Raw genomic sequence first — 18,911 nt, forward strand, 5'->3', positions numbered from 1 at the left:
CGAGGCTCCGGGCGCGAATAGCCGCCGGAGAGCGCGACGATGCGGAGCACGCGGGGATGATCGACGAGCGGATCGAACAGGCCAGGCTCTACCGGCAGACTCAATTTGAGCATCACCTTGTCGTCGCCGGGCAGCGCGTCGAGCGCCTTGGTGAGTTCGTCCAGCAGGATGCGGTCGGCCTCGGCGCGCTCGGCACTTTTGATGTTGACCTCGGGCTCGATGATCGGGACGAGGCCATGGCCAAACACCTGCCGCGCGACTTCGAACTGCTGGCGTACCACGGCGGCGATGCCCTCGGCATCGGCGAGGTGGATCACCGAGCGCTCCTTGGTCCCGAACACGCCGAGGCTCCGGGCGCGGGCGAGTAGCGCGTCGAGCCCGGGCATCGGTTTCATCAGCTGGACGCCGTTCGCTTCGTCCTCGAGGCCCTTGTCGATCTTGATGAAGGGCACGACGCCGCGTTCGTTCAGCACCCGCGGCACCGGCTTGCCGTCGATCTCGCCGTCCATCGTCCGCTCGAACAGGATCGCGCCGATCACCTTGTCGCCGGTGAAGGCGGGCGAGGTGATGATGCGGGAGCGCATCTGGTGGATCAGGCCGAACATCTCTTCGTCGCTGGACCAGGCGCCCTCCTCGATCCCGTAGCCCTTGAGCGCCTTGGGCGTGGAACCGCCGCTCTGGTCGAGCGCCGCGATGAAGCCTCGGCCACTTTCCATCTGCGCGGTCATCTTGGGGTCTGGCATCGAAAATATCCTCGCGATCTGTCTCACTGATAAAGCGCCTTCACGCCTGGCAGTTCCTTGCCTTCCATCCATTCGAGAAAGGCGCCGCCGGCGGTGGAGACGAAGGTGAAGTCGTCTGCGACGCCGGCCTGGTTGAGCGCCGCGACAGTGTCACCGCCGCCCGCGACGGAGATCAGGCTGCCCTCCTGCGTCAAGGCGGCGGCGGTGCGGGCGAGCGCGACGGTGGCGGCGTCGAAGGGCGGCGTCTCGAACGCGCCCAGGGGGCCGTTCCAGACCAGGGTACGGCAGGTCTTGAGCACGTCGGCCAGCGCCTCGACCGCGGCGGGACCGATGTCGAGGATCATCTCGTCCGCGGCGACCTCGTGGACATTGCAGGTGCGCAGGCTCGGCGGATGAGGAGTGAATTCTTTAGCAACGACCACGTCGTACGGCAGGTGGACGGTGCATCCCGCCTTGTCGGCGGCGTAGAGTATCTCCTCGGCCGTCCCGGCAAGGTCGCGCTCGGCGAGGCTCTTGCCGATCGCGATCCCGCGCGCGGCGAGGAAGGTGTTGGCCATGCCGCCGCCGATGATCAGGTGATCGACCCTGCCAACCAGGTTTCGAAGCACGTCGAGCTTGGTCGAGACTTTGGCGCCGCCGACGACCGCCGCGACCGGCCGTTCGGGCGCGCCGAGCGCCGCTTTGAGCGCCTTCAGCTCCCTTTCCATTGCGCGGCCGGCATAAGCGGGGAGCGCGTGGGCGAGGCCTTCGGTCGAGGCATGGGCGCGGTGGGCGGCGGAGAAGGCGTCGTTGACGTAGAGGTCGCCGAGCCGCGCGAAGCGCTCGACCACGGCCGGATCGTTCTTCTCCTCGCCGCCGAAGAAACGCGTGTTCTCAAGCAAAGCGACGTCGCCCGGCTGGAGCGTCGCCACCGCCTCGGCGTCGCCCTCCCAGTCGATGTAGCGGACGGGCCGGCCGAGCACCTCGGAGAAGGGCCGGGTGACCAAAGCGGTCGAAAATTCCGGCGCCGGCACCTTTGGCCGCCCGAAATGGGCGAGGACGAGGACGATCGCGCCCTTGTCGGCGAGCTCGGCCACGGTCGGCACCGCCGCGCGCAGCCGCGTATCGTCGCTCACCGCGCCGTCCCGCATCGGTACGTTGAGATCCTCACGGACCAGCACGCGCTTGCCTGCGATGTCACCGAGATCGTCGAGGGTCCGGAACGACGGCATGACGTCACCTATCCCGTCATCCCGGCGAAGGCCGGGATCCCAGGACAAGAAGTCGCGGACCTGCTCGCTGAGATACCGGCCTTCGCCGGTATGACGGAGTTGGTCATAGCAGGCGAGCCATCGCCGCGGCCGTGTCGACCATCCGGTTCGAGAAGCCCCATTCATTGTCGTACCAGGACAGGACGCGGACCAGCTTGCCTTCCAGCACCGCGGTCTCGAGGCTGTCGACCGTCGAGCTCGCGGGATTGTGGTTGAAGTCGATCGAGACGAGGGGCTCGTCGGTGAAGGCGAGGATGCCGGCGAGCGGGCCGCTCTCCGAGGCGGCCCTGAGCGCGCCGTTGATCTCCTCGACCGAAGTGTCGCGGCGCGGTGTGAAGGTGAGATCGACCAGGCTGACGTTGGGCGTCGGCACGCGCACCGCGGAGCCGTCCAGCTTGCCTTTCAATTCGGGAAGCACCTCGCCGACCGCGCGGGCGGCGCCGGTGGTGGTCGGAATCATCGACATGCCGGCGGCGCGGGCGCGACGTTTGTCCGAATGGATCTGGTCGAGGATCTTCTGGTCGTTGGTGTAGGCGTGGATGGTGGTCATCAGCCCGCGCTCGATGCCGACCGTGTCGTTGAGCACCTTGGCGACCGGGGCGAGGCAGTTGGTCGTGCACGAGGCGTTGGAGACGATCTCGTGCTCGGCCTTCAACTTGTCGTGATTGACGCCGTAGACGACGGTGAGGTCGACGGCCTTCGCCGGGGCGGAGATCAGGACTTTCTTCGCGCCCGCAGTGAGATGCATGCCGGCCTTCTCACGGTCCGCGAAGAAGCCGGTGCATTCGAGCGCGATGTCCACCTCTTCCTCGCCATGCGGCAGCTTGCCGGGGTCGCGCTCGGCGGTGACGCGGATACGACGACCGTCGACGATCAAGGCGTCGCCCGAGGCGACGACCTCGCCCGGATAGGCGCCATGGACCGAATCGCGCTTAAACAGGAGCGCGTTGGATTCGGCGTCGGCGAGGTCGTTGATCGCCACCAGCTCAAGCCCGCAATCCTTGTTCTCGAGGATCGCGCGCGCGACGAGCCGCCCGATCCGCCCGAAGCCGTTGATCGCAACTCTGGTCGTCATCTCATTGATCTCCTTGAGCATAGAGCGCCGCGACCACGCGCGGCACGATCGCTTCGGCGGTGAAGCCGAAGCGCTAGAACAGGTCGGCCGCCGGCGCGGAGGCGCCGAAGCGGTCGAGGCCGATATTGAGGCCGGCGCGGCCGGTATAGCGCTCCCAGCCCAGGGTCGCGCCCGCTTCGATCGAGACGATCAGGGCGTCTTCCGGGATCAACTCCGCACGATAATCGTCCGGCTGCGCGTCGAACCGTTCCCAGCAGGGCATCGAGAGGACGTCGGCGCCGACCCCCCGCTCGTCGAGCGCGTCGGCGACGTCGAGCGCCAGCGCCACCTCGGAGCCGGTGGCGAGCAGCACCACTCGCCGGCCCTCGCCGCCGTCGCGCAGCAGATAGGCGCCCTTCGCGCACAGATTCTCGGTCGCCTTGTGGCGCAGCTGACCCAGATTCTGACGGCTCAGCGCGAGCACCGAGGGCGTCGCGGCCTCGCGCAGCGCTAGCTCCCAGCATTCCGCCGTCTCGACCGCGTCGGCGGGCCGGTAGACGTGGAGATTGGGCATGGCGCGCAGGCCCATCAGCTGCTCGATCGGCTGATGCGTCGGCCCATCCTCGCCGAGCCCGATCGAATCGTGAGTCATGACGTAGATCACACGGGCTTGCTGCAAGGCCGAAAGCCGAATTGCCGGCCGGCAATAATCGGAGAAGATCAGGAAGGTGCCGCCATAAGGGATCACGCCGCCGTGCAGCGCCATGCCGTTCATCGCCGCCGCCATGCCGAACTCGCGGATGCCATAATAGAGGTAGCGGCCGGAATAATCGTCTTTTGTGAGCGGGTTCTGATCCTTTGTTTTGGTGTTGTTCGAACCAGTCAGGTCGGCCGATCCGCCGATCGTCTCGAGCAATTGCGCGTTGATCGCGCCGAGCGCCAGCTCGGATGCCTTGCGCGTCGCCATCTTCTGCGGCTCGTCGACCAAGCCCTGGATGTAATCGCTGAGCGAAAAGCTCTCCGGAAGCGCGCCGGCCATGCGGCGGCTGAACTCCGTGCCCTGATTGCTCGCGGCGAGGCGGGCCTTCCAGTCCGCATGGGCGCCCTGGCTTCGGCGACCGGCCTGACGCCATGACTCGAGAATGCCGGCCGGGATTTCGAAGGCCGGATGCTCCCAGCCCAGCTCGGCGCGCGCGGCCGCGACCTCATCCTCGCCCAGCGCGGCGCCGTGGGTCGCGGCGGTGCCCTGCTTGTTGGGCGCTCCGTAGCCGATGATCGTACGGCAGGCGATCAGCGAGGGGCGCGGATCGGCCAGCGCCTCGTCATAGGCGCGGCGCACGTCGTCGGCGTCGAGCCCGTCGCAGCGGGTGACATGCCAGCCATAGGCCGCGTAGCGCGCCTCGATATCCTCGGAGGTCGAAAGGTCGGTGCCGCCGTCGATGGTGATGCGGTTGTCGTCCCAGATCACGTTCAGCCGGCCGAGCCCGAGATGGCCGGCGAGCCCCGCCGCTTCGTGATTGACGCCTTCCATCAGGCACCCGTCGCCGGCGATCACCCAAGTGCGATGATCGACGAGATCGTCGCCGAATTCGGCATTTAGGTGGCGCTCGGCGATCGCCATGCCGACCGCCATCGCCACGCCCTGCCCGAGCGGCCCCGTTGTCGCCTCGACGCCGTCGAGGAGGAAATTCTCGGGGTGCCCCGCGCAGGGGCTGCCGAGCTGGCGGAAGCCCCTGATGTCTTCCAGCGTCGGCCGTTCGTAGCCGGTGAGATGGAGCAGGCTGTAGATCAGCATCGAGCCGTGGCCGGCCGAGAGGACGAAGCGGTCGCGGTCGGGCCAGGCGGGGTCGGCGGGGTCGTGCTTCAGATATTCGGTCCAGAGGACGGTGGCGTCGTCGGCCATGCCCATCGGCATGCCCGGATGGCCGCTGTTCGCCGCCTGCACGGCATCCATCGACAAGGCCCTGACGGCATTGGCGAGCGTTCTCGTGTCGGCGGGCATGCGGTCCCTTCGAAGGTCGGATTCGGCGGCGATGGGCGCGGGAGGGCGCTGCGGTTCCTTTATCGCCCATGGCCCAAGCGTCAACCGTGGCGGCTTGCCGCGCGGAACAGGCATGCTATGCGAGGGGCCATGGCCGACCAGCGCGCCCTTGATGCCGTCGCCCGCATCGAGCGGGCGCTCGCGCGTATCGAAACCGCCGCCAATCGTCCGCCACCCCCGCCGCCCGCTCCCGAGGAGAGCGATTCCTACCGCCGCCTCCGCGACGCGCACGACGCGCTGCGCCGCCAGGTCGCGGGCGCGATCGGGCAGATCGACGGCCTGATCCGCGAGGGAGAAGCCCGCTAATGGCGAATATCGACGTCGAGATCGGCGGGCGCCGCTACACCGTCGCCTGCAAGGACGGCGAGGAAGAGCATCTGCGCAACCTCGCCGCGACTGTCGACCGGCGCGCGCACGATGCCGCCGGCGCGCTCGGCAATCTGCCGGAAACGCGCCAGCTCCTCTTCGCCGCCCTGCTCATCGCGGACGATCTCAAGGAAGTGCGTTCCGGCATGGGCCTGCCCGATCCGGTCCCGCCGCCGCCCGATCCCGCGGTCGCGGAAGCACTTGAGCGGCTCGCGGCACGGATGGAGAATTTCGCCGAGACGCTTGAGCGCGCCACCCCCAGCGACTAGATAGGAGCTGACGGGTACTGCCCTGTACGAGCCTCAGCGAACATCCCTGAGCCATAAGCATCCTAGGGGACTGTCCCTGCCCGGGTCTTGGCCCGACGTATATGGTCCCCACCTGACGTTGAGGCGTCAGAGGATATTCCAGGCAAACGGCTATGGCGGTCCCGTCACCCACTGCTGACAAGAGCGCGCTCCGGGCCGAAGGCCTCCGGCGGCGCCGCGACTATGCCGCGAGCTTGACGCCGGAGCTGCGCGACACGCTGGAGCGGCGGCTCGCCGAGGTGGTCCTGCCCCATCTGATCCATGCCGGCATCGTCGGCGCCTATCATCCGCTGCGGGACGAGATCAGCCCATTGCCCCTGCTCTCCCTGCTCGACCCCGGCCAGCGGGTCGGCTTCCCCTGGTTCGCGGAACGGGATTCGCGCTTTCTCTGGCGGGAAGGCCCGGCAACCGAGGCGAGTCCGTGGGGCGTGTTGCAACCTGCCGCGGAGGCCGAGGCGCTGGCGCCCCACGTCGTGCTGGTGCCGCTCGTCCTGGCCGATCGGTGCGGCACGCGGATCGGCCATGGCAAGGGCCATTACGATCGCGCCCTCGCCCATCTCCGCGAGAGCGGCGGCCCGGTCTTTACCGTAGGCCTCGCCTGGGACGCGCAGGTCAGCGACGCACCGCTTCCCGCCGAGCCCTGGGACATGAAGCTCGACGCCATCGCCACGCCGAAGGAGTGGATTTCGTGCGGCTAGAGCCGAGCTGGCGCCAGCCCGCGGGCATCGCTTTGATCCTGCTCCTCATCGCCGGCTGGGCGGTGCTCGTGGCGAGCGTCGCGCCGCTGATCGCGGGCGCGCCGCGCTGGCTGCACGTCATCTACTATCTGGTCGCCGGACTCGCCTGGATCCTGCCGCTGAAGCCGCTGCTTCGCTGGATGGAAACCGGCAGATTCAGGAAATGGCGCGAGTGACGGGACTTGAACCCGCGACCTCCGGCGTGACAGGCCGGCGCTCTAACCAACTGAGCTACACCCGCGTAAGCAGGCGGGCGAGGTAGTGGAGCCCACCCCCCCTGTCAAGCGAGCGACGGGCGGGTTTTCAGGCCGGGCGCGGCGGCGGCCGCGGCTCCTCCTGATGCTCGTGAATCAAGGTGCCTTCCTCGAACAGAAAGCCGGCGATATCGGGCTTGCCGGCGGCGTCGAGGATGGTGCGGAAGATGATCAGCAGCGGCACCGCGAGCAGCGCTCCGGTCGTCCCCCAGACCCACGCCCAGAAGCTCAATGAGAGCAGGATCATCAGCGGGTTGATCGTCAGCCGCCGCCCGACCACTGCGGGCGTCACCAGGTTCGCCTCGACCATGTGGATGACGACGAAGGCGATCGCCGGGAGCAGGGCGTACCAGGGATCGGTGAAGGTCATCAGCCCACCGAGCGCCAGCAGCAAGGCGGCTGCGATCGGACCGAGATAGGGGATATAGTTGAGCAAAGCCGCGATGCCGCCCCACATCAGCGGCGTCGGCATGCCCAGCAGGTGGACGACCAAAGCGACGACCAGACCCATGCCGATGTTCACCAAAGTGATCGTGCCGAGATAGGCCGAGGTCGCGTCGACGACCTGCTGGATCACGCGGGCGGTGGTCATCGCCCCGTCGAAGCTCGCCCGGGTCGTGATCGTGCGCTTGCGCATCCGGGTCCAGCCGGAGAGGAAGAAGAAGATCACCAGCACGGCGAAGAACATCTGGATCGCGGCGAAGGGGGCCGAGGCGGCGATGATCTGGAGCAGCGAATTGGGCGGCTCGACCCGCACCGCCTGCGGCGCCGAGGGCGAGCTGCCGCCGAACTCGCGGATGACGTTGGCGACGAATTCCTCGAGATCCGAATAGATCTGGACGATCGGCGCGAGCGTCTCGCGCAGCTGACCGATCCGCTCGGGCAGCAGCTGGAACCATTGGGCGGCCGGAAAGACGATCGCCGCGACCGCGATATTGGCCATGGCGAGGAACAGGATCACGCAGAAGAAGGCGGCCAGCGCCGAGGGCACCCGCCGCCGCTCGAGCCATTCGAGCACCGGCACGAGCGCGATCGCGATCACCAAAGCGGCGGTGACGGGGAGGAAGAACTCGGCCCCGGCGCGCAGCGCGAAGGGCATGGCGAGGACGAGCGCGGTGCCGAACATCAGGGTGAGCGCGGCGAGCAGCCGGTCGCGCCGGTAGGCGGTCGCCTCCGGCTCGAGTGCCGGCACTGCTTCGGGCGCGGCGATCGACGGTTCGCTGTCGGCTTCGGACACTTAGGCCTCGCTCCCTTCCCCGCCGACCATGCCCGAGGCGGCGGCGGCTGAGAAGAGGGTCGCGAGACGAAACTTTGGTGCCCCTGGCCCGAGTCGAACGGGCACTCCTTGCGGAACTCGATTTTGAGTCGAGCGCGTCTACCAATTCCGCCACAGGGGCACGAAAAAGGAGGCCCTAATTAGTGCGCCGCCCGGCGGGCCGCAACCGGGACGCAAATCGCGCGGCTCAGGCGAAGATTTCGCCGGCGTTCGCCCGCCCCTTCGGGTCCGGCCCGTAGCGGTTCGGCCCGGGCGTACCGTCAAGGAACAGGAAGACGAGCAGGACGATGGCGTAGCCGAATATGGCAAGGCCGATGATGCCGTAGACCGCGCCGACCGCGCCCAGCGACTCCGGCGACTGCGCCGCGACGCCCATCATCGCGACGTTGACGACGGTGAGGCCGAGATAGGCGAGCAGGAAGCCGCCGATCCACCAGCCCGAGCGGTTGGTGTCGTGCAGGCGCCGAACCGTCACCGCGAGCGAGGGCACGAGGAAGGCGAGCCAGACCACCACGTAGATCAGCGCAAAGACGACGATGCCCATGCCGGCGGCGAAGGCGCCTTCGAGATCGCCGGACAGGATCGCCGCGCCGGCGAGCGCGAAGAAGACCACCCACAGAGCCAGGTAAAGGAGGAACTGGAACAGGACCCACATCCAATATTCCATGCGGCGCGAACGGCCGGAAAAATCGGCGTAGCGCTTCAATGGCATGAACATATATTCCATTCCCGTTCCCCCTTTACGCTGGCTTGTGGCTCACGGCCTCAGGTGAACGCTTCCGCCTTGTCGCCGCCCTTCGGATCGGAACCGAAGCGGTTCGGGCCGCGCGTCCCTTCGAAGAACCAGACGCCGATCGCGCCGTAGATCGGGATCAGGACGAACCAGCCCGATTTGTCGTTGTCGTGCATCCGGCGCACGGCAACGGCAATGCTCGGAATGAGCAAGGCCAGCGCCACGATCATGGTGAGGATGCCCCCGGTCGAGTTGAAGCCGACCGAGGCGCCGCCCTCGCCGAAGTCCGAGTAGGTTTCGGTCGTTCCGCCTAGGCCGAGCATCGAGTCCAGGACCATCGCGACGATGTAAAGCGCCATCGCGAATAGGAAGAACATCCAATATTCCTTCCGCCGCGAGCGGCCGGAAAAGTCGAAATACCGCTTCAGCGGCATGAACATATATTCCATGGCGATCCCCCTCAGGATGGCGCCGCGAGTCCGGCGCGGGTGGAGGGTCCGCTATTTCGGCGCCGCAATCAAGCCGCAACGCGCTCAGATTTCGTCGAAGCCGCCGCCTCTGCCGCGCCCCTCGGCGAAGCGCGCCGCGCCGGCCCGCGCGCCTTCGCGCACCGGGGTGCCGCCGGCGACGGCTTCGGCCCGAAGCGCCTCGCTCAAGCCGGCGTCCAACGCGGCATAAGCGGAGGCGCGATCGGTCCTCACGCAAAGCTGAGGGAAGCGGGCGATTTCGGCGGCGAGGCGCTCGGCTTCGGCCCGCGCTTCGCCGGCGGGGACGACCCGATTGGCAAGGCCCATCGCCAGCGCCTCCTGTGCGCCGACCGGCCGCCCGGTGAGGATCATGTCGAGCGCCCGCCCCTGCCCGACGATGCGCGGCAACCTCACGGTGCCGCCGTCGATCAAAGGCACCCCCCAGCGCCGGCAGAAGACGCCGAAGGTCGCGCTCTCGGCGGCGACGCGCAGGTCGCACCACAAAGCGAGCTCGAGCCCGCCCGCCACCGCATAACCCTCGACCGCCGCGATCACCGGCTTCGACAGCAAGCGACGCGTCGGCCCCATCGGCCCTTCCGCTTCGGGATCGTAATCGACGCCCGCGTCGGCGAACGCCTTGAGATCGTAGCCCGCGCAGAAATGGCCCCCCGTTCCGGTCAGCACCGCGACCGCGGCGCTTTCGTCCCTCTCGAACGCATCGAAGGCGTCGCGCAGCGCCTGGGCGGTTGCCGGATCGACGGCGTTGCGGCGCTCGGGCCGGTCGATGAAGACGGTGACCACGGCGCCGCTGCGCTCGACCTTGACGCTCATACCCGCCGTTCCCGCCCCGCCCAGAAGGGCTCGCGCAGCGCCCGGCGGAGCGGCTTGCCAACCGGGCTCAGCGGGATCGACTCGACGAAGCGCACCGACTTGGGCGCCTTGTAGCGGGCGAGGCTTTGGTGGGCGTGGGCGATCAGCGCGCCTTCGTCCGGCTCCTGTCCGTCGTGCAGCACGACGAACGCCATCACCGCCTCGACCCAGGTCTCGTCCGGCACGCCGATCACCGCAACCTGCGCGACGGCGGGGTGGGCCGAGAGCACGTCCTCCACCTCGCGCGGATAGACGTTGTAACCGCCGGTCACGATCATGTCGGAGGTGCGGTCGACGAGGGTGAGATAGCCCTCGTTGTCGAAGCGGCCGATGTCGCGGGTGCGGAGCCAGCGCGTGCCGGGGAGGAAGGCCTCGATTTCCGGATCGGCATAGCCCTTCATCACGAAGGGCGCGCGCAGCACGATCTCGCCGGGTTCGCCAGGCGGCGCGTCTTCGCCCGCCTCGTCGACCAGCCGGACCTCGCATTCGACGCTCGGTCGGCCGCAGGAGAGCAGCCGCTCGGCGCTCGCGCCGACATGGTCGCCCTTCGAGAGCGCGCAGATCGCGAGCGGCGCTTCGGTCTGCCCGTAATATTGGACGAAGACCGGGCCCCAGAGGCCGAGGCCCTTCTCCAGCACCGGGCGCGGCATCGGCGAGGCACCGTAGAGGATCGTCTCGACCGACGAGAAATCCGCCTCCTCGATGTGCGGAAGCTGGAACAGCATCTGAAGCATGGTCGGGACGAGATTGAGCGCGGTCGGCCGCCAGCGCTCGATCGCCGCGACATAATCGGCGGGCGAGAAGCCGGGCAGGATCGCCGCCGCGCCGCCGCGGATCCAGTAGGGCACGACGAAGGTGCCGCTGGCATGGATCATCGAGGCGGCATGGAGCATGATCTCGCCGGGTTTCGGGTCGATCAGGTTCGAGAGCACGTTGTGGACCACCGCGGCATAGGTCGCCTGGGTGTGCTGGGCGGCCTTGAGCTTGCCCGTCGTGCCCGAGGTGAACAAGGCGAGCGCGACGTCGTCCGGCCCGATCGGCAGGCGCGGATCGGACTCCGGGGCGCGCGCGGCGAGCGTGAGCAAATCAGGGCCTACCTCGCTGTCGCCGAGGCCGTAAAAAGCGAGCTCGGGAAGCTCGCCTTGCAGCGCGGCGGCCCGCTCGATCTGGGAGGAACCGTAGATCAGGGTCTTCGTCCCGATCAGCTCGAGCATCGCCTTGTGCTCGGCGAGCGAGAGGCGGCCGTTGAGCGGGGTGCGGGTCAGCCCGGCCTTGTTGCAGCCGAAGTCGCACGGAATCGAGAACAGGCCGTTGTCGAGCAGCAGGGCGACCGGGCTGCCCTTGCCGAGCCCGATGCCGGCGAGGGCGTGCGCGATCTGGCTGGAGAGCCGGTCGACCTGACGGAACGTCAGCGTCTCGTCGCCGAACAACAGGGCCATCCTGTCGCCATGCCAGGCCGCGCCGCGGCGGATGAGCTCGGTGACCAGCATTGCGCCCTCCCTCCCGAGGCGAAGCTGATCATGACTTGGGCCGGGTGGCAAGTGGCCCGCCGATTGACGCGCGGCGAGACCGGAATAGTCTGCGGCGCGCCATGGACAGAAAGCCTCGCCTCTTGGTTGCCGTGCTTGCCTGCCTGCTCTCCGCGCAGGCCCCGACACCTGTCTCGTTCGCCCCGCTCGCGCCCGAACATGCCGGGGCGACGGACGAATATCGCGCGATCTGGGAGGCGGAGGGCCCGCACATCGTGGCCGCCCTCGAAGCACATAGCGGGCTCAGCTTTCCGGCGACGCCGTTGGAGGTGCTGGTTCGCCGCGGGCCGCCGATGACCAGCCTAGACGGGCGGACGATGCGGCTCAGCGCGAGCTATTCGCCGCGCTACAAGCGCGCCACGCTCGTCCACGAAATGGGCCACCGCCTGCTCGCCGGCCTGCCGCGCCCGGCGGGGCTGGACGACCACCGCCTGCTCTATCTCTTCCTCTACGACGTCTGGGCCGACCTCTACGGCCGCGACTTCGCCGATCGCATGGTCTGGATCGAACGCCAAATCCCCGGCCCCTACGATTACGACGCCGCCTGGACCTGGGCGCTCGGGATGACGCGGGAGGAGCGGCAGGCGATGCTTGAGACACTGCGCCCGCCACTTCTTGGCTATCATGGAATCGGCGGGGGCTGATCAGCCCACTGCGGTGTAGCGCCGCGACAATTCCTCGAAGCCCACGTTGATCGCTCTTCAACGACCAGGCGCGGCGGGCCAAAAAAAGTGAGCGCGAGCTAAGCGCGACTCAGTCCAGCCGATTTTGGCGCGCTGTCTCACGCCAACGATCGCAATCACGTCTCTGCAGCCGATCATTCGGGTAGCGCCGAAGCAAATGAGGGCAAATCGTCGGCAGAAGCAGGCCGGCAATCCGTGGATTCGGATGGGTCTCTTGGGAATGCCTAGGGCACCAGCCTTCCAGCGTCACCACCTGACCGTTGCGAACTCGTTCAGTTCGATATTCCGGGCCATCCAGGCAAATAGGCCCGTCCTCGGCCCGAGGCGACAGCTCGTATTGCCTGAGTAGGTGATCAATCGTCGAGGCCGCCTGCCGATAGCGCGCCGCCGGAATATAGGTGGAAAGACGGCCTTGCCTCTGCCAGCCGGCCTCCCGATTCCCGGAAAGCCAGAAGAACCGAACTGCGGCGTTCCGGTCACCATCGGGAACGAGTTCCACGATGATCGCTCGGCCGGTGGGCATCGCTGGGCCGTAGGAGAACCGAATTGCTTCCTCGCCTAGGGTCGCGGCCGCTGGACGGCTCGCGGCATCGAGGACATCGAATGCCTCGCGCTGAATTTCACAGCGCTGAACTTCGCCATAGCCGGCATCATCGCCACAAGTCGGCGATATGGCGGCCTGGGCGAATGCCAGGGCCGCCAATAGCATTTAGAAAGCCTCTGCGGGCAACGCCATCAGGCTTTCGGAGCCGGCCTCGATCTTTCGCCGGAGCGCATTCGTCTCGGGCATCACCTTCTCGGCGAAGAAGCGGGCCGTGATCAGCTTGTTCTCGTGGAAGGCGGGGTCTTCGGTCCCCTCGGCCAGCGCCTCGGCGCTCGCCTTGGCCATGCGCAGCCACATCAGGCCGAGCGCGGTGGTGCCGAGCATCGTCATGTACGGATAAGAGGCCGCGCCGGCATTGTTCGCATTGGCCAGCGCGTTCTGCATCAGCCACATCGACGCGGTCTGGAGATCGTTGCTGGCGCGCTCGAGCGCGCCGGCGATTCCCGCCAGCTTCTCGTTCGCCTTCGCCGCGCCGACCTCCTCGGCGACGATCCGGAAGAATTCCTGGATAGCGCGGCCGCTATTGGCGCCCAATTTGCGCCCGACGAGGTCGAGCGCCTGGACGCCGTTCGTGCCTTCGTAGATCTGGGCGATGCGGGCGTCGCGGACGAACTGCTCCATCCCCCATTCGCGGATATAGCCGTGGCCGCCATAGACCTGCTGCATGTTGACCGCGGCCTCGAAGCCCTTGTCGGTCATATAGCCCTTGATCACCGGGGTGAGCAGGCCGAGCAGATCGTTGGCCGCCTCGCGCTCCTCCTCCGTCTGCGCCTTGCGGCCGATATCGACCTGGAGCGCGCCCCACAATACGAGCGCCCGGGCGCCCTCGTTGAACGCCTTCGCCTCCATCAGCATGCGGCGGACGTCGGGATGGACGATGATCGGATCGGCCTTGGCGTCGGGATCGCGGGCGTCGGGCATCAGCGCCCGCCCCTGTCGCCGCTCGCGGGCATAGGCGACGCCGTTCTGATAGGCGATCTCGCCCTGGGCGAGGCCCTGCAGGCCGACGCCGAGGCGGGCCGCGTTCATCATGATGAACATCGCCGCGAGGCCCTTCTCCGCCTCGCCGATCAGATAACCCGTCGCGCCGTCATAGTTGAGCAGGCAGGTCGAATTGCCGTGGATACCCATCTTCTCCTCGATCGAGCCGCACGACACGCCGTTGCGCTCGCCGATCGAGCCGTCCGCATTGACGAGGAATTTGGGCACGATGAAGAGCGAGATGCCCTTCACATTGTCCGGGGCACCGGCGATTTTGGCGAGAACGAGGTGGATGATGTTCTCCGCCAGATCGTGCTCGCCGGCCGAGATGAAGATCTTGGTGCCGGTGATCCTGTAGGTGCCGTCCGCCTGCGGCTCCGCCTTGGTCTTGAGCAGCCCGAGATCGGTGCCGCAATGCGGCTCGGTGAGGTTCATCGTGCCCGTCCAGCGGCCCGAGACCATGTTGGGCAGATAGGTATTCTTCTGCTCCTCCGAGCCCTTGACCAGGATCGAGGCGATCGCGCCCTGGGTGAGGCCGTTATACATTTCGAACGCCTGGTTGGCGGAGAGCAGATATTCGGTCACCGCGGTGGCGAGCACCGAGGGCAGGCCCTGGCCGCCATATTGCTCGGGCGCCGAGAGCGTCGTCCAGCCGGCCTCGACGAACTGGCTGTAGGCCTCCTTGAAGCCCTCGGGCGTGGTCACCGAGCCATCCTCGTGGCGGGTGCAGCCTTCCTCGTCGCCGGAGCGGTTGAGCGGGTGGAGCACCTCGGCGGCGAAGCGGCCGCCCTCGGTCAGGATCGCCTCGATCATGTCGGGCGTGGCATTTTCGAACCCCGGGAGGTTCGAATAGCGGTCGATCCCGAGCACCTGCTCGAGCACGTAGCGGGTGTCGCGGACGGGCGCGGTGTAGCTGGGCATGGGTCCCTCCCCTGAAGTCTATTCGGTTGTCGCAGGCTCGGCCGCCTCGACCATCGCGATGAAGCGCTCAAGCTCGTCGATCGTGGCGTCGATGTCGAGCTTCTGCTTCCTGAGCAGTTCGGCCCGGCCGCGGCATTTCTCCAGCGTCACCCGGCGCTGCTCGTGGCGGCCGTCGCCGACGTCGTAGAGGTCGATCATCTCGCGGATGTCCGCGAGGCTGAAGCCCACGCGCTTGCCGCGCAATATCCAGGCGAGCCGGGCGCGGTCGCGCCAGGAATAGATGCGCGACAGGCCGGCGCGGCGCGGCGCGATCAGTCCCTCGTCCTCGTAGAAGCGCAAGGCCCGGGCGGTGACCCCGAATTCATCGCACAATTGGGTGATCGTGTAGCTGCGCTCGGCGCGGCCCTCGGGGCGATAGTCGGAATGGAGCGCTGTTTCGGACATGGCGCAGGACTAGGTTCCCTTTACGTTAGCGTCAAGCGACCCGGCCGTGACGGGAGGATGACCGATTCTTTGCGCTTGTGGGGGCGACAAAGCGCAAGCGCGACCCTATATGGCCGGGCCAACCGCGTAACCGGGATGGCCATGCTCACCACCAATCCGTTCGAAGACGACAAGCTGCGCGAGGAGTGCGGCGTGTTCGGCATCTGGGGCGCCGAAACCGCCGCCGCGGTGACCGCCTTGGGCCTCCATGCGCTCCAGCATCGCGGCCAGGAGGCCGCCGGCATCACCAGCTTCGACGGCAAGGCGTTCCACAGCCACCGCGCGATGGGTCATGTCGCCGGCAATTTCGACATGGACAGCATCATCCGCTCGCTCGCCGGGCGCGCCGCGATCGGCCATGTCCGCTATTCGACGACGGGAGAGACGGCGCTCCGCAACGTCCAGCCTCTTTACGCCGAGCTTTCGACCGGCGGCTTCGCGGTGGCGCATAACGGCAACATCTCGAACGCGATGCGGCTGCGGCGCGAATTGAACGCGCGCGGCTCGATCTTCCAGTCGACCAGCGACACCGAGGTGATCATTCACCTCGTCGCCACTTCGAGCTTCCGCAGCCTGCTCGATCGCTTCATCGACGCGCTCAAGCAGGTCGAGGGCGCCTACAGCCTAGCCTGCCTGACCGAGGAGGGAATGATCGGCTGCCGCGATCCGCTCGGCATCCGCCCGCTCGTTATGGGCCGGCTCGGCGACGCCTATGTCTTCGCTTCGGAGACGGTCGCGCTGGACGTGATCGGCGCGACCTACATCCGCACCGTCGAGCCCGGCGAGCTGATCGTCGTCTCCGAGCGCGGCGTCGAGAGCCACCGCCCCTTCGCGCCGATGCGGCCGCGGCCCTGCATCTTCGAGCATGTCTATTTCTCGCGGCCCGATTCGATCGTCGACGGGTCGTCGGTTTATACGGTGCGCAAGGCGATCGGGGCCGAGCTGGCGCGCGAGAATCCGGTCGAGGCGGACTATGTCGTGCCCGTCCCCGATTCGGGCGTGCCGGCGGCGATCGGCTATGCGCAGGAAAGCGGCATCCCGTTCGAGCTCGGCATCATCCGCTCGCATTATGTCGGGCGCACCTTCATCCAGCCGGGCGACCAGGTTCGCCACCTCGGCGTCAAGCTCAAGCACAATGCCAACAGCGCGCTGATCGCCGGCAAGAAGCTCGTGCTCATCGACGATTCGATCGTGCGCGGGACGACGAGCCTGAAGATCGTGCAGATGCTGCGCGAGGCCGGCGCGCGCGAGGTCCACATGCGGATCGCGAGCCCGCCGACCCGCCACTCCTGCTTCTACGGCGTCGACACGCCGGAGCGGAAGAAACTGCTCGCCGCGCAGATGAACGTCGCCGAGATGAACGCCTACATCAAGGCGAACAGCCTCGCCTTCCTCTCGATCGACGGCCTGTACCGGGCGCTCGGCGAAGACATGCGTGACACCGACCAGCCGCAATTTTGCGATGCCTGCTTCTCCGGCGCGTACCCGACCCGCCTCACCGACCATGAGGACGCGGAGCAGCACGGCCAGCTCATTCCGGCCGAGCGCTACGCCTGATGCCCGGCTTCCTCGACGGCAAGCTGGCGCTGGTCACGGGCGCCAGCCGGGGGATCGGCGCGGCGACCGCCGAGGCGCTGGCCGCGGAGGGCGCGCATGTCGTCCTCACTGCGCGCACAGCTGCCGACCTTGAGGCCGTCGAGGAGCGGATCCACGGCGCCGGCGGCGCGGCGACGATCGCGCCGATGGACCTGACCGAGAGCGACAGCATCGCGCGGCTGGCACAAGCGATCGCGGGGCGCTGGCAGGCGCTCGACGTGCTCGTGCTCAACGCCGCGATGCTCGGCACGCTGGGGCCGGTCGCGCAGATCGACGGCAAGGAATTCAACAGGGTCCTGACCCTCAACGTGCTCGCGCAGCAGGCGTTGATCGCCGCCTTCGATCCGATGCTGCGGCAGAGCGAGGCGGGACGCGTGCTCGCGATCTCGTCGAGCGTCGGCGAGGCGTCGCGCGCTTATTGGGGCGCCTATGCCGCCTCCAAGGCGGCGCTGGAGAGCCTCGCCACCGCTTATGCGCAGGAAGTCGGCAACGTCACCGGGATCAAGGTCGCGATCCTCAATCCCGGCGCCACCGCGACGGTGATGCGCGCCCGCGCCTTTCCGGGCGAAGACCCGGCGACTCTGAAGCCACCGAGCGCGGTCGGCGACGCGATCGTCAAGCTGCTTGGCGAGGATTTCGAGACCGGCGTCCGGATCGACGTCGACGGCTAGCTTTTCGCCAACGTCACCTGTGCCACGTCGATGCCTCCGGCGCGGAAACCGCCCTCGCAATACATGAGGTAGTAGCGCCACAAATCGTGAAACGGCTCGCCAAAGCCGTCCGGGAGGCCCGCTTCGCGGACCGCGGCCTCGTAGCTCCCGCGCCAGCGCTTCAGCGTTTCGGCATAATGGAGGCCGTAGCCCTCTCGGTCGCGCCATTCGAGGCCGGAGCGCGCGGCGATCTCGCGGAAGCGCGCCTCGCTGATCAGCAGGCCGCCGGGGAAGATATAGGTCTGGATGAAATCGGTGTTCGCCGCGTAGCGATCGAACAGATCCTCACGGATCGAGATGAGCTGGAGTGCCGCGCGGCCGCCGGGCCTGAGTAGCCTTGCGATGCTTTCGAGATAGGCGGGCCAATATTCCTGGCCGACCGCCTCGACCATCTCGACCGACGCGATCGCGTCGAAGCGCCCTTCCGCGTCGCGATAGTCGCACAGCCGGATTTCGGCACGGTCGGCCAGGCCGGCGCGGCCGAGCCGCGCCTCGGCATAGGCCTTCTGTTCGGCAGACAGCGTGAGCCCGGTGACGTGAACGCCATAATCACGCGCGGCGATCTCGGCGAGGCCGCCCCAGCCGCAGCCGGTTTCGAGCAGGCGGTCGCCGGGCTTCAATGCCAGCCGGTCGAGCAGCAGCCGGACCTTGCGTTCCTGCGCGGCCTCGAGCGGCTCGTCGGCGGAAATCGGCTCGGCGAAGATCGCGCTCGAATAAGTCATGCCCGCATCGAGCCAGGCGCCGTAGAAATCGTTTCCGAGATCGTAATGATGGGCGATGTTGCGGCGGGCCCGCCGCCTGTCGTTGGCGCGCAGCCGATGGCCGAGCCAGTTCACCGCCCGCCACAGCCCCTTGGCGCGTGCCGTGTCGCCGAGGCTGCCGGCGTTGCGCATGAACAAGTCGAAAAGAGCAACCGGGTCGAGGCTGCTCCATTCGCCCTTCGCCCAGGCCTTGTACCAGCCGACCGAGCCCGAGGCGGCGAGCCTGACGAGCGCCCGCCAGCTTCTCAGATGGACGATGGCGTGCGGCCCTGGCCCACGCCCGCCGAGCGTCCGGCTCGAGCCGTCGGGCAGCGAGACATCGATCCGACCCTGCGCGAGACCGGCATCGATTCGGTCGAGCACGCGCCGAAAGCCCCCGGCGAAGAGCCGCGCGGCCAGCCCGCCGCCGGTGACGAAGCCGCGGTCGGCGGCGACGAGATGGGAGCCACGCTGCATCGCGGGCGGGAAAATGATGCGGAACGAGCGCTGACGCAAGCTCCGCCCAGTTCTGACGCCTCTGCTATATGAAGCTATAGCCGGAAGC

20 protein-coding genes and 2 tRNA genes are annotated in these 18,911 nt (G+C 67.7%); 7 read left to right on the forward strand and 15 right to left on the reverse strand.

Annotated features, from left to right (window positions below):
- The 4 genes from ACT4N8_RS12715 to tkt all read right to left on the reverse strand — a co-directional run.
- A partial coding sequence (locus tag ACT4N8_RS12715) for a fructose bisphosphate aldolase (protein ID WP_444858495.1) occupies window positions 1-743 on the reverse strand: 743 nt, incomplete at its 3' end.
- 23 nt (window positions 744-766) lie between these two features.
- Window positions 767-1,954, reverse strand: coding sequence for a phosphoglycerate kinase (locus ACT4N8_RS12720; RefSeq protein ID WP_444858496.1), 1,188 nt, complete (start codon window positions 1,952-1,954; stop codon window positions 767-769).
- Window positions 1,955-2,057: 103 nt separating this feature from the next.
- Window positions 2,058-3,068, reverse strand: a complete 1,011-nt coding sequence (gene gap / locus ACT4N8_RS12725; protein ID WP_444858497.1) for a type I glyceraldehyde-3-phosphate dehydrogenase — start codon at window positions 3,066-3,068, stop codon at window positions 2,058-2,060.
- Between the two features lie 73 nt (window positions 3,069-3,141).
- Window positions 3,142-5,049, reverse strand: coding sequence for a transketolase (gene tkt, locus ACT4N8_RS12730; RefSeq protein ID WP_444858498.1), 1,908 nt, complete (start codon window positions 5,047-5,049; stop codon window positions 3,142-3,144).
- 129 nt (window positions 5,050-5,178) lie between these two features.
- Between tkt and ACT4N8_RS12735 the strand changes: the two genes are divergently transcribed.
- The 4 genes from ACT4N8_RS12735 to ACT4N8_RS12750 all read left to right on the forward strand — a co-directional run bounded on the left by ACT4N8_RS12735 (window position 5,179) and on the right by ACT4N8_RS12750 (window position 6,675).
- Entirely contained in the window at window positions 5,179-5,394 is a 216-nt protein-coding gene (locus ACT4N8_RS12735; RefSeq protein WP_444858499.1) for a hypothetical protein, read from the forward strand.
- A complete protein-coding gene (locus ACT4N8_RS12740; protein ID WP_444858500.1) occupies window positions 5,394-5,723 on the forward strand; it encodes a cell division protein ZapA in 330 nt (109 codons plus the stop codon). The genes ACT4N8_RS12735 and ACT4N8_RS12740 overlap by 1 nt, the downstream gene beginning before the upstream one ends.
- 152 nt (window positions 5,724-5,875) lie before the next feature.
- Window positions 5,876-6,460, forward strand: coding sequence for a 5-formyltetrahydrofolate cyclo-ligase (locus tag ACT4N8_RS12745; RefSeq protein ID WP_444858501.1), 585 nt, complete (start codon window positions 5,876-5,878; stop codon window positions 6,458-6,460).
- On the forward strand, window positions 6,451-6,675 hold the full coding sequence (locus ACT4N8_RS12750) for a DUF2842 domain-containing protein (RefSeq protein ID WP_444858502.1): 225 nt from the start codon (window positions 6,451-6,453) through the stop codon (window positions 6,673-6,675). Before ACT4N8_RS12745 ends, ACT4N8_RS12750 begins: the two co-directional genes overlap by 10 nt.
- On the opposite strand, the gene ACT4N8_RS12755 is transcribed toward ACT4N8_RS12750, so the two are convergent.
- The 7 genes from ACT4N8_RS12755 to ACT4N8_RS12785 all read right to left on the reverse strand — a co-directional run bounded on the left by ACT4N8_RS12755 (window position 6,664) and on the right by ACT4N8_RS12785 (window position 11,589).
- Window positions 6,664-6,740 (reverse strand) — tRNA-Asp (locus ACT4N8_RS12755). The two genes, ACT4N8_RS12750 and ACT4N8_RS12755, sit on opposite strands and share 12 nt — an antisense overlap.
- Before the next feature lie 62 nt (window positions 6,741-6,802).
- Window positions 6,803-7,990, reverse strand: coding sequence for an AI-2E family transporter (locus tag ACT4N8_RS12760; protein WP_444858503.1), 1,188 nt, complete (start codon window positions 7,988-7,990; stop codon window positions 6,803-6,805).
- Between the two features lie 75 nt (window positions 7,991-8,065).
- Window positions 8,066-8,150: transfer RNA gene (locus ACT4N8_RS12765), tRNA-Leu, on the reverse strand.
- A gap of 66 nt (window positions 8,151-8,216) precedes the next feature.
- The gene (locus ACT4N8_RS12770; protein WP_444858504.1) at window positions 8,217-8,756 is read right to left on the reverse strand and encodes a DUF805 domain-containing protein; all 540 of its coding nucleotides are present in this window, start codon (window positions 8,754-8,756) and stop codon (window positions 8,217-8,219) included.
- A 38-nt stretch (window positions 8,757-8,794) separates the two neighbouring features.
- Window positions 8,795-9,211: a DUF805 domain-containing protein gene (locus ACT4N8_RS12775; RefSeq protein ID WP_444858505.1), complete on the reverse strand. Its 417-nt coding sequence runs from the start codon at window positions 9,209-9,211 to the stop codon at window positions 8,795-8,797.
- Between the two features lie 84 nt (window positions 9,212-9,295).
- Complete coding sequence (locus tag ACT4N8_RS12780; RefSeq protein WP_444858506.1) at window positions 9,296-10,060, reverse strand: crotonase/enoyl-CoA hydratase family protein; 765 nt, start codon at window positions 10,058-10,060, stop codon at window positions 9,296-9,298.
- Window positions 10,057-11,589 carry an AMP-binding protein gene (locus ACT4N8_RS12785; protein WP_444858507.1) on the reverse strand — a complete coding sequence of 511 codons (1,533 nt, stop codon included), beginning with the start codon at window positions 11,587-11,589 and terminating at the stop codon, window positions 10,057-10,059. The genes ACT4N8_RS12780 and ACT4N8_RS12785 overlap by 4 nt, the downstream gene beginning before the upstream one ends.
- Window positions 11,590-11,690: 101 nt before the next feature.
- Between ACT4N8_RS12785 and ACT4N8_RS12790 the strand changes: the two genes are divergently transcribed.
- Window positions 11,691-12,272, forward strand: a complete 582-nt coding sequence (locus tag ACT4N8_RS12790; protein ID WP_444858508.1) for a hypothetical protein — start codon at window positions 11,691-11,693, stop codon at window positions 12,270-12,272.
- A gap of 109 nt (window positions 12,273-12,381) precedes the next feature.
- Here ACT4N8_RS12790 and ACT4N8_RS12795 read toward each other — a convergent pair whose 3' ends face one another.
- From ACT4N8_RS12795 to ACT4N8_RS12805, 3 genes are read right to left on the reverse strand one after another with little or no spacing between them, the layout of a single operon-like run.
- Window positions 12,382-13,020: a hypothetical protein gene (locus tag ACT4N8_RS12795; RefSeq protein WP_444858509.1), complete on the reverse strand. Its 639-nt coding sequence runs from the start codon at window positions 13,018-13,020 to the stop codon at window positions 12,382-12,384.
- Window positions 13,021-14,817, reverse strand: coding sequence for an acyl-CoA dehydrogenase C-terminal domain-containing protein (locus tag ACT4N8_RS12800; RefSeq protein WP_444858510.1), 1,797 nt, complete (start codon window positions 14,815-14,817; stop codon window positions 13,021-13,023).
- 18 nt (window positions 14,818-14,835) lie between these two features.
- On the reverse strand, window positions 14,836-15,261 hold the full coding sequence (locus ACT4N8_RS12805; protein WP_444858511.1) for a MerR family transcriptional regulator: 426 nt from the start codon (window positions 15,259-15,261) through the stop codon (window positions 14,836-14,838).
- A 141-nt stretch (window positions 15,262-15,402) separates the two neighbouring features.
- Here ACT4N8_RS12805 and purF point away from each other — a divergent pair, with 141 nt between their 5' ends.
- Window positions 15,403-16,857 carry an amidophosphoribosyltransferase gene (purF, locus tag ACT4N8_RS12810; protein ID WP_444858513.1) on the forward strand — a complete coding sequence of 485 codons (1,455 nt, stop codon included), beginning with the start codon at window positions 15,403-15,405 and terminating at the stop codon, window positions 16,855-16,857.
- The gene (locus ACT4N8_RS12815; protein WP_444858512.1) at window positions 16,857-17,567 is read left to right on the forward strand and encodes an SDR family NAD(P)-dependent oxidoreductase; all 711 of its coding nucleotides are present in this window, start codon (window positions 16,857-16,859) and stop codon (window positions 17,565-17,567) included. Before purF ends, ACT4N8_RS12815 begins: the two co-directional genes overlap by 1 nt.
- Here ACT4N8_RS12815 and ACT4N8_RS12820 read toward each other — a convergent pair.
- The gene (locus tag ACT4N8_RS12820; RefSeq protein WP_444858514.1) at window positions 17,564-18,823 is read right to left on the reverse strand and encodes a class I SAM-dependent methyltransferase; all 1,260 of its coding nucleotides are present in this window, start codon (window positions 18,821-18,823) and stop codon (window positions 17,564-17,566) included. The genes ACT4N8_RS12815 and ACT4N8_RS12820 overlap by 4 nt on opposite strands.
- Between the last annotated feature and the right edge of the window lie 88 nt (window positions 18,824-18,911).

Source organism: Sphingosinicella sp. (assembly GCF_052387495.1).
Classification (GTDB): domain Bacteria; phylum Pseudomonadota; class Alphaproteobacteria; order Sphingomonadales; family Sphingomonadaceae; genus Allosphingosinicella.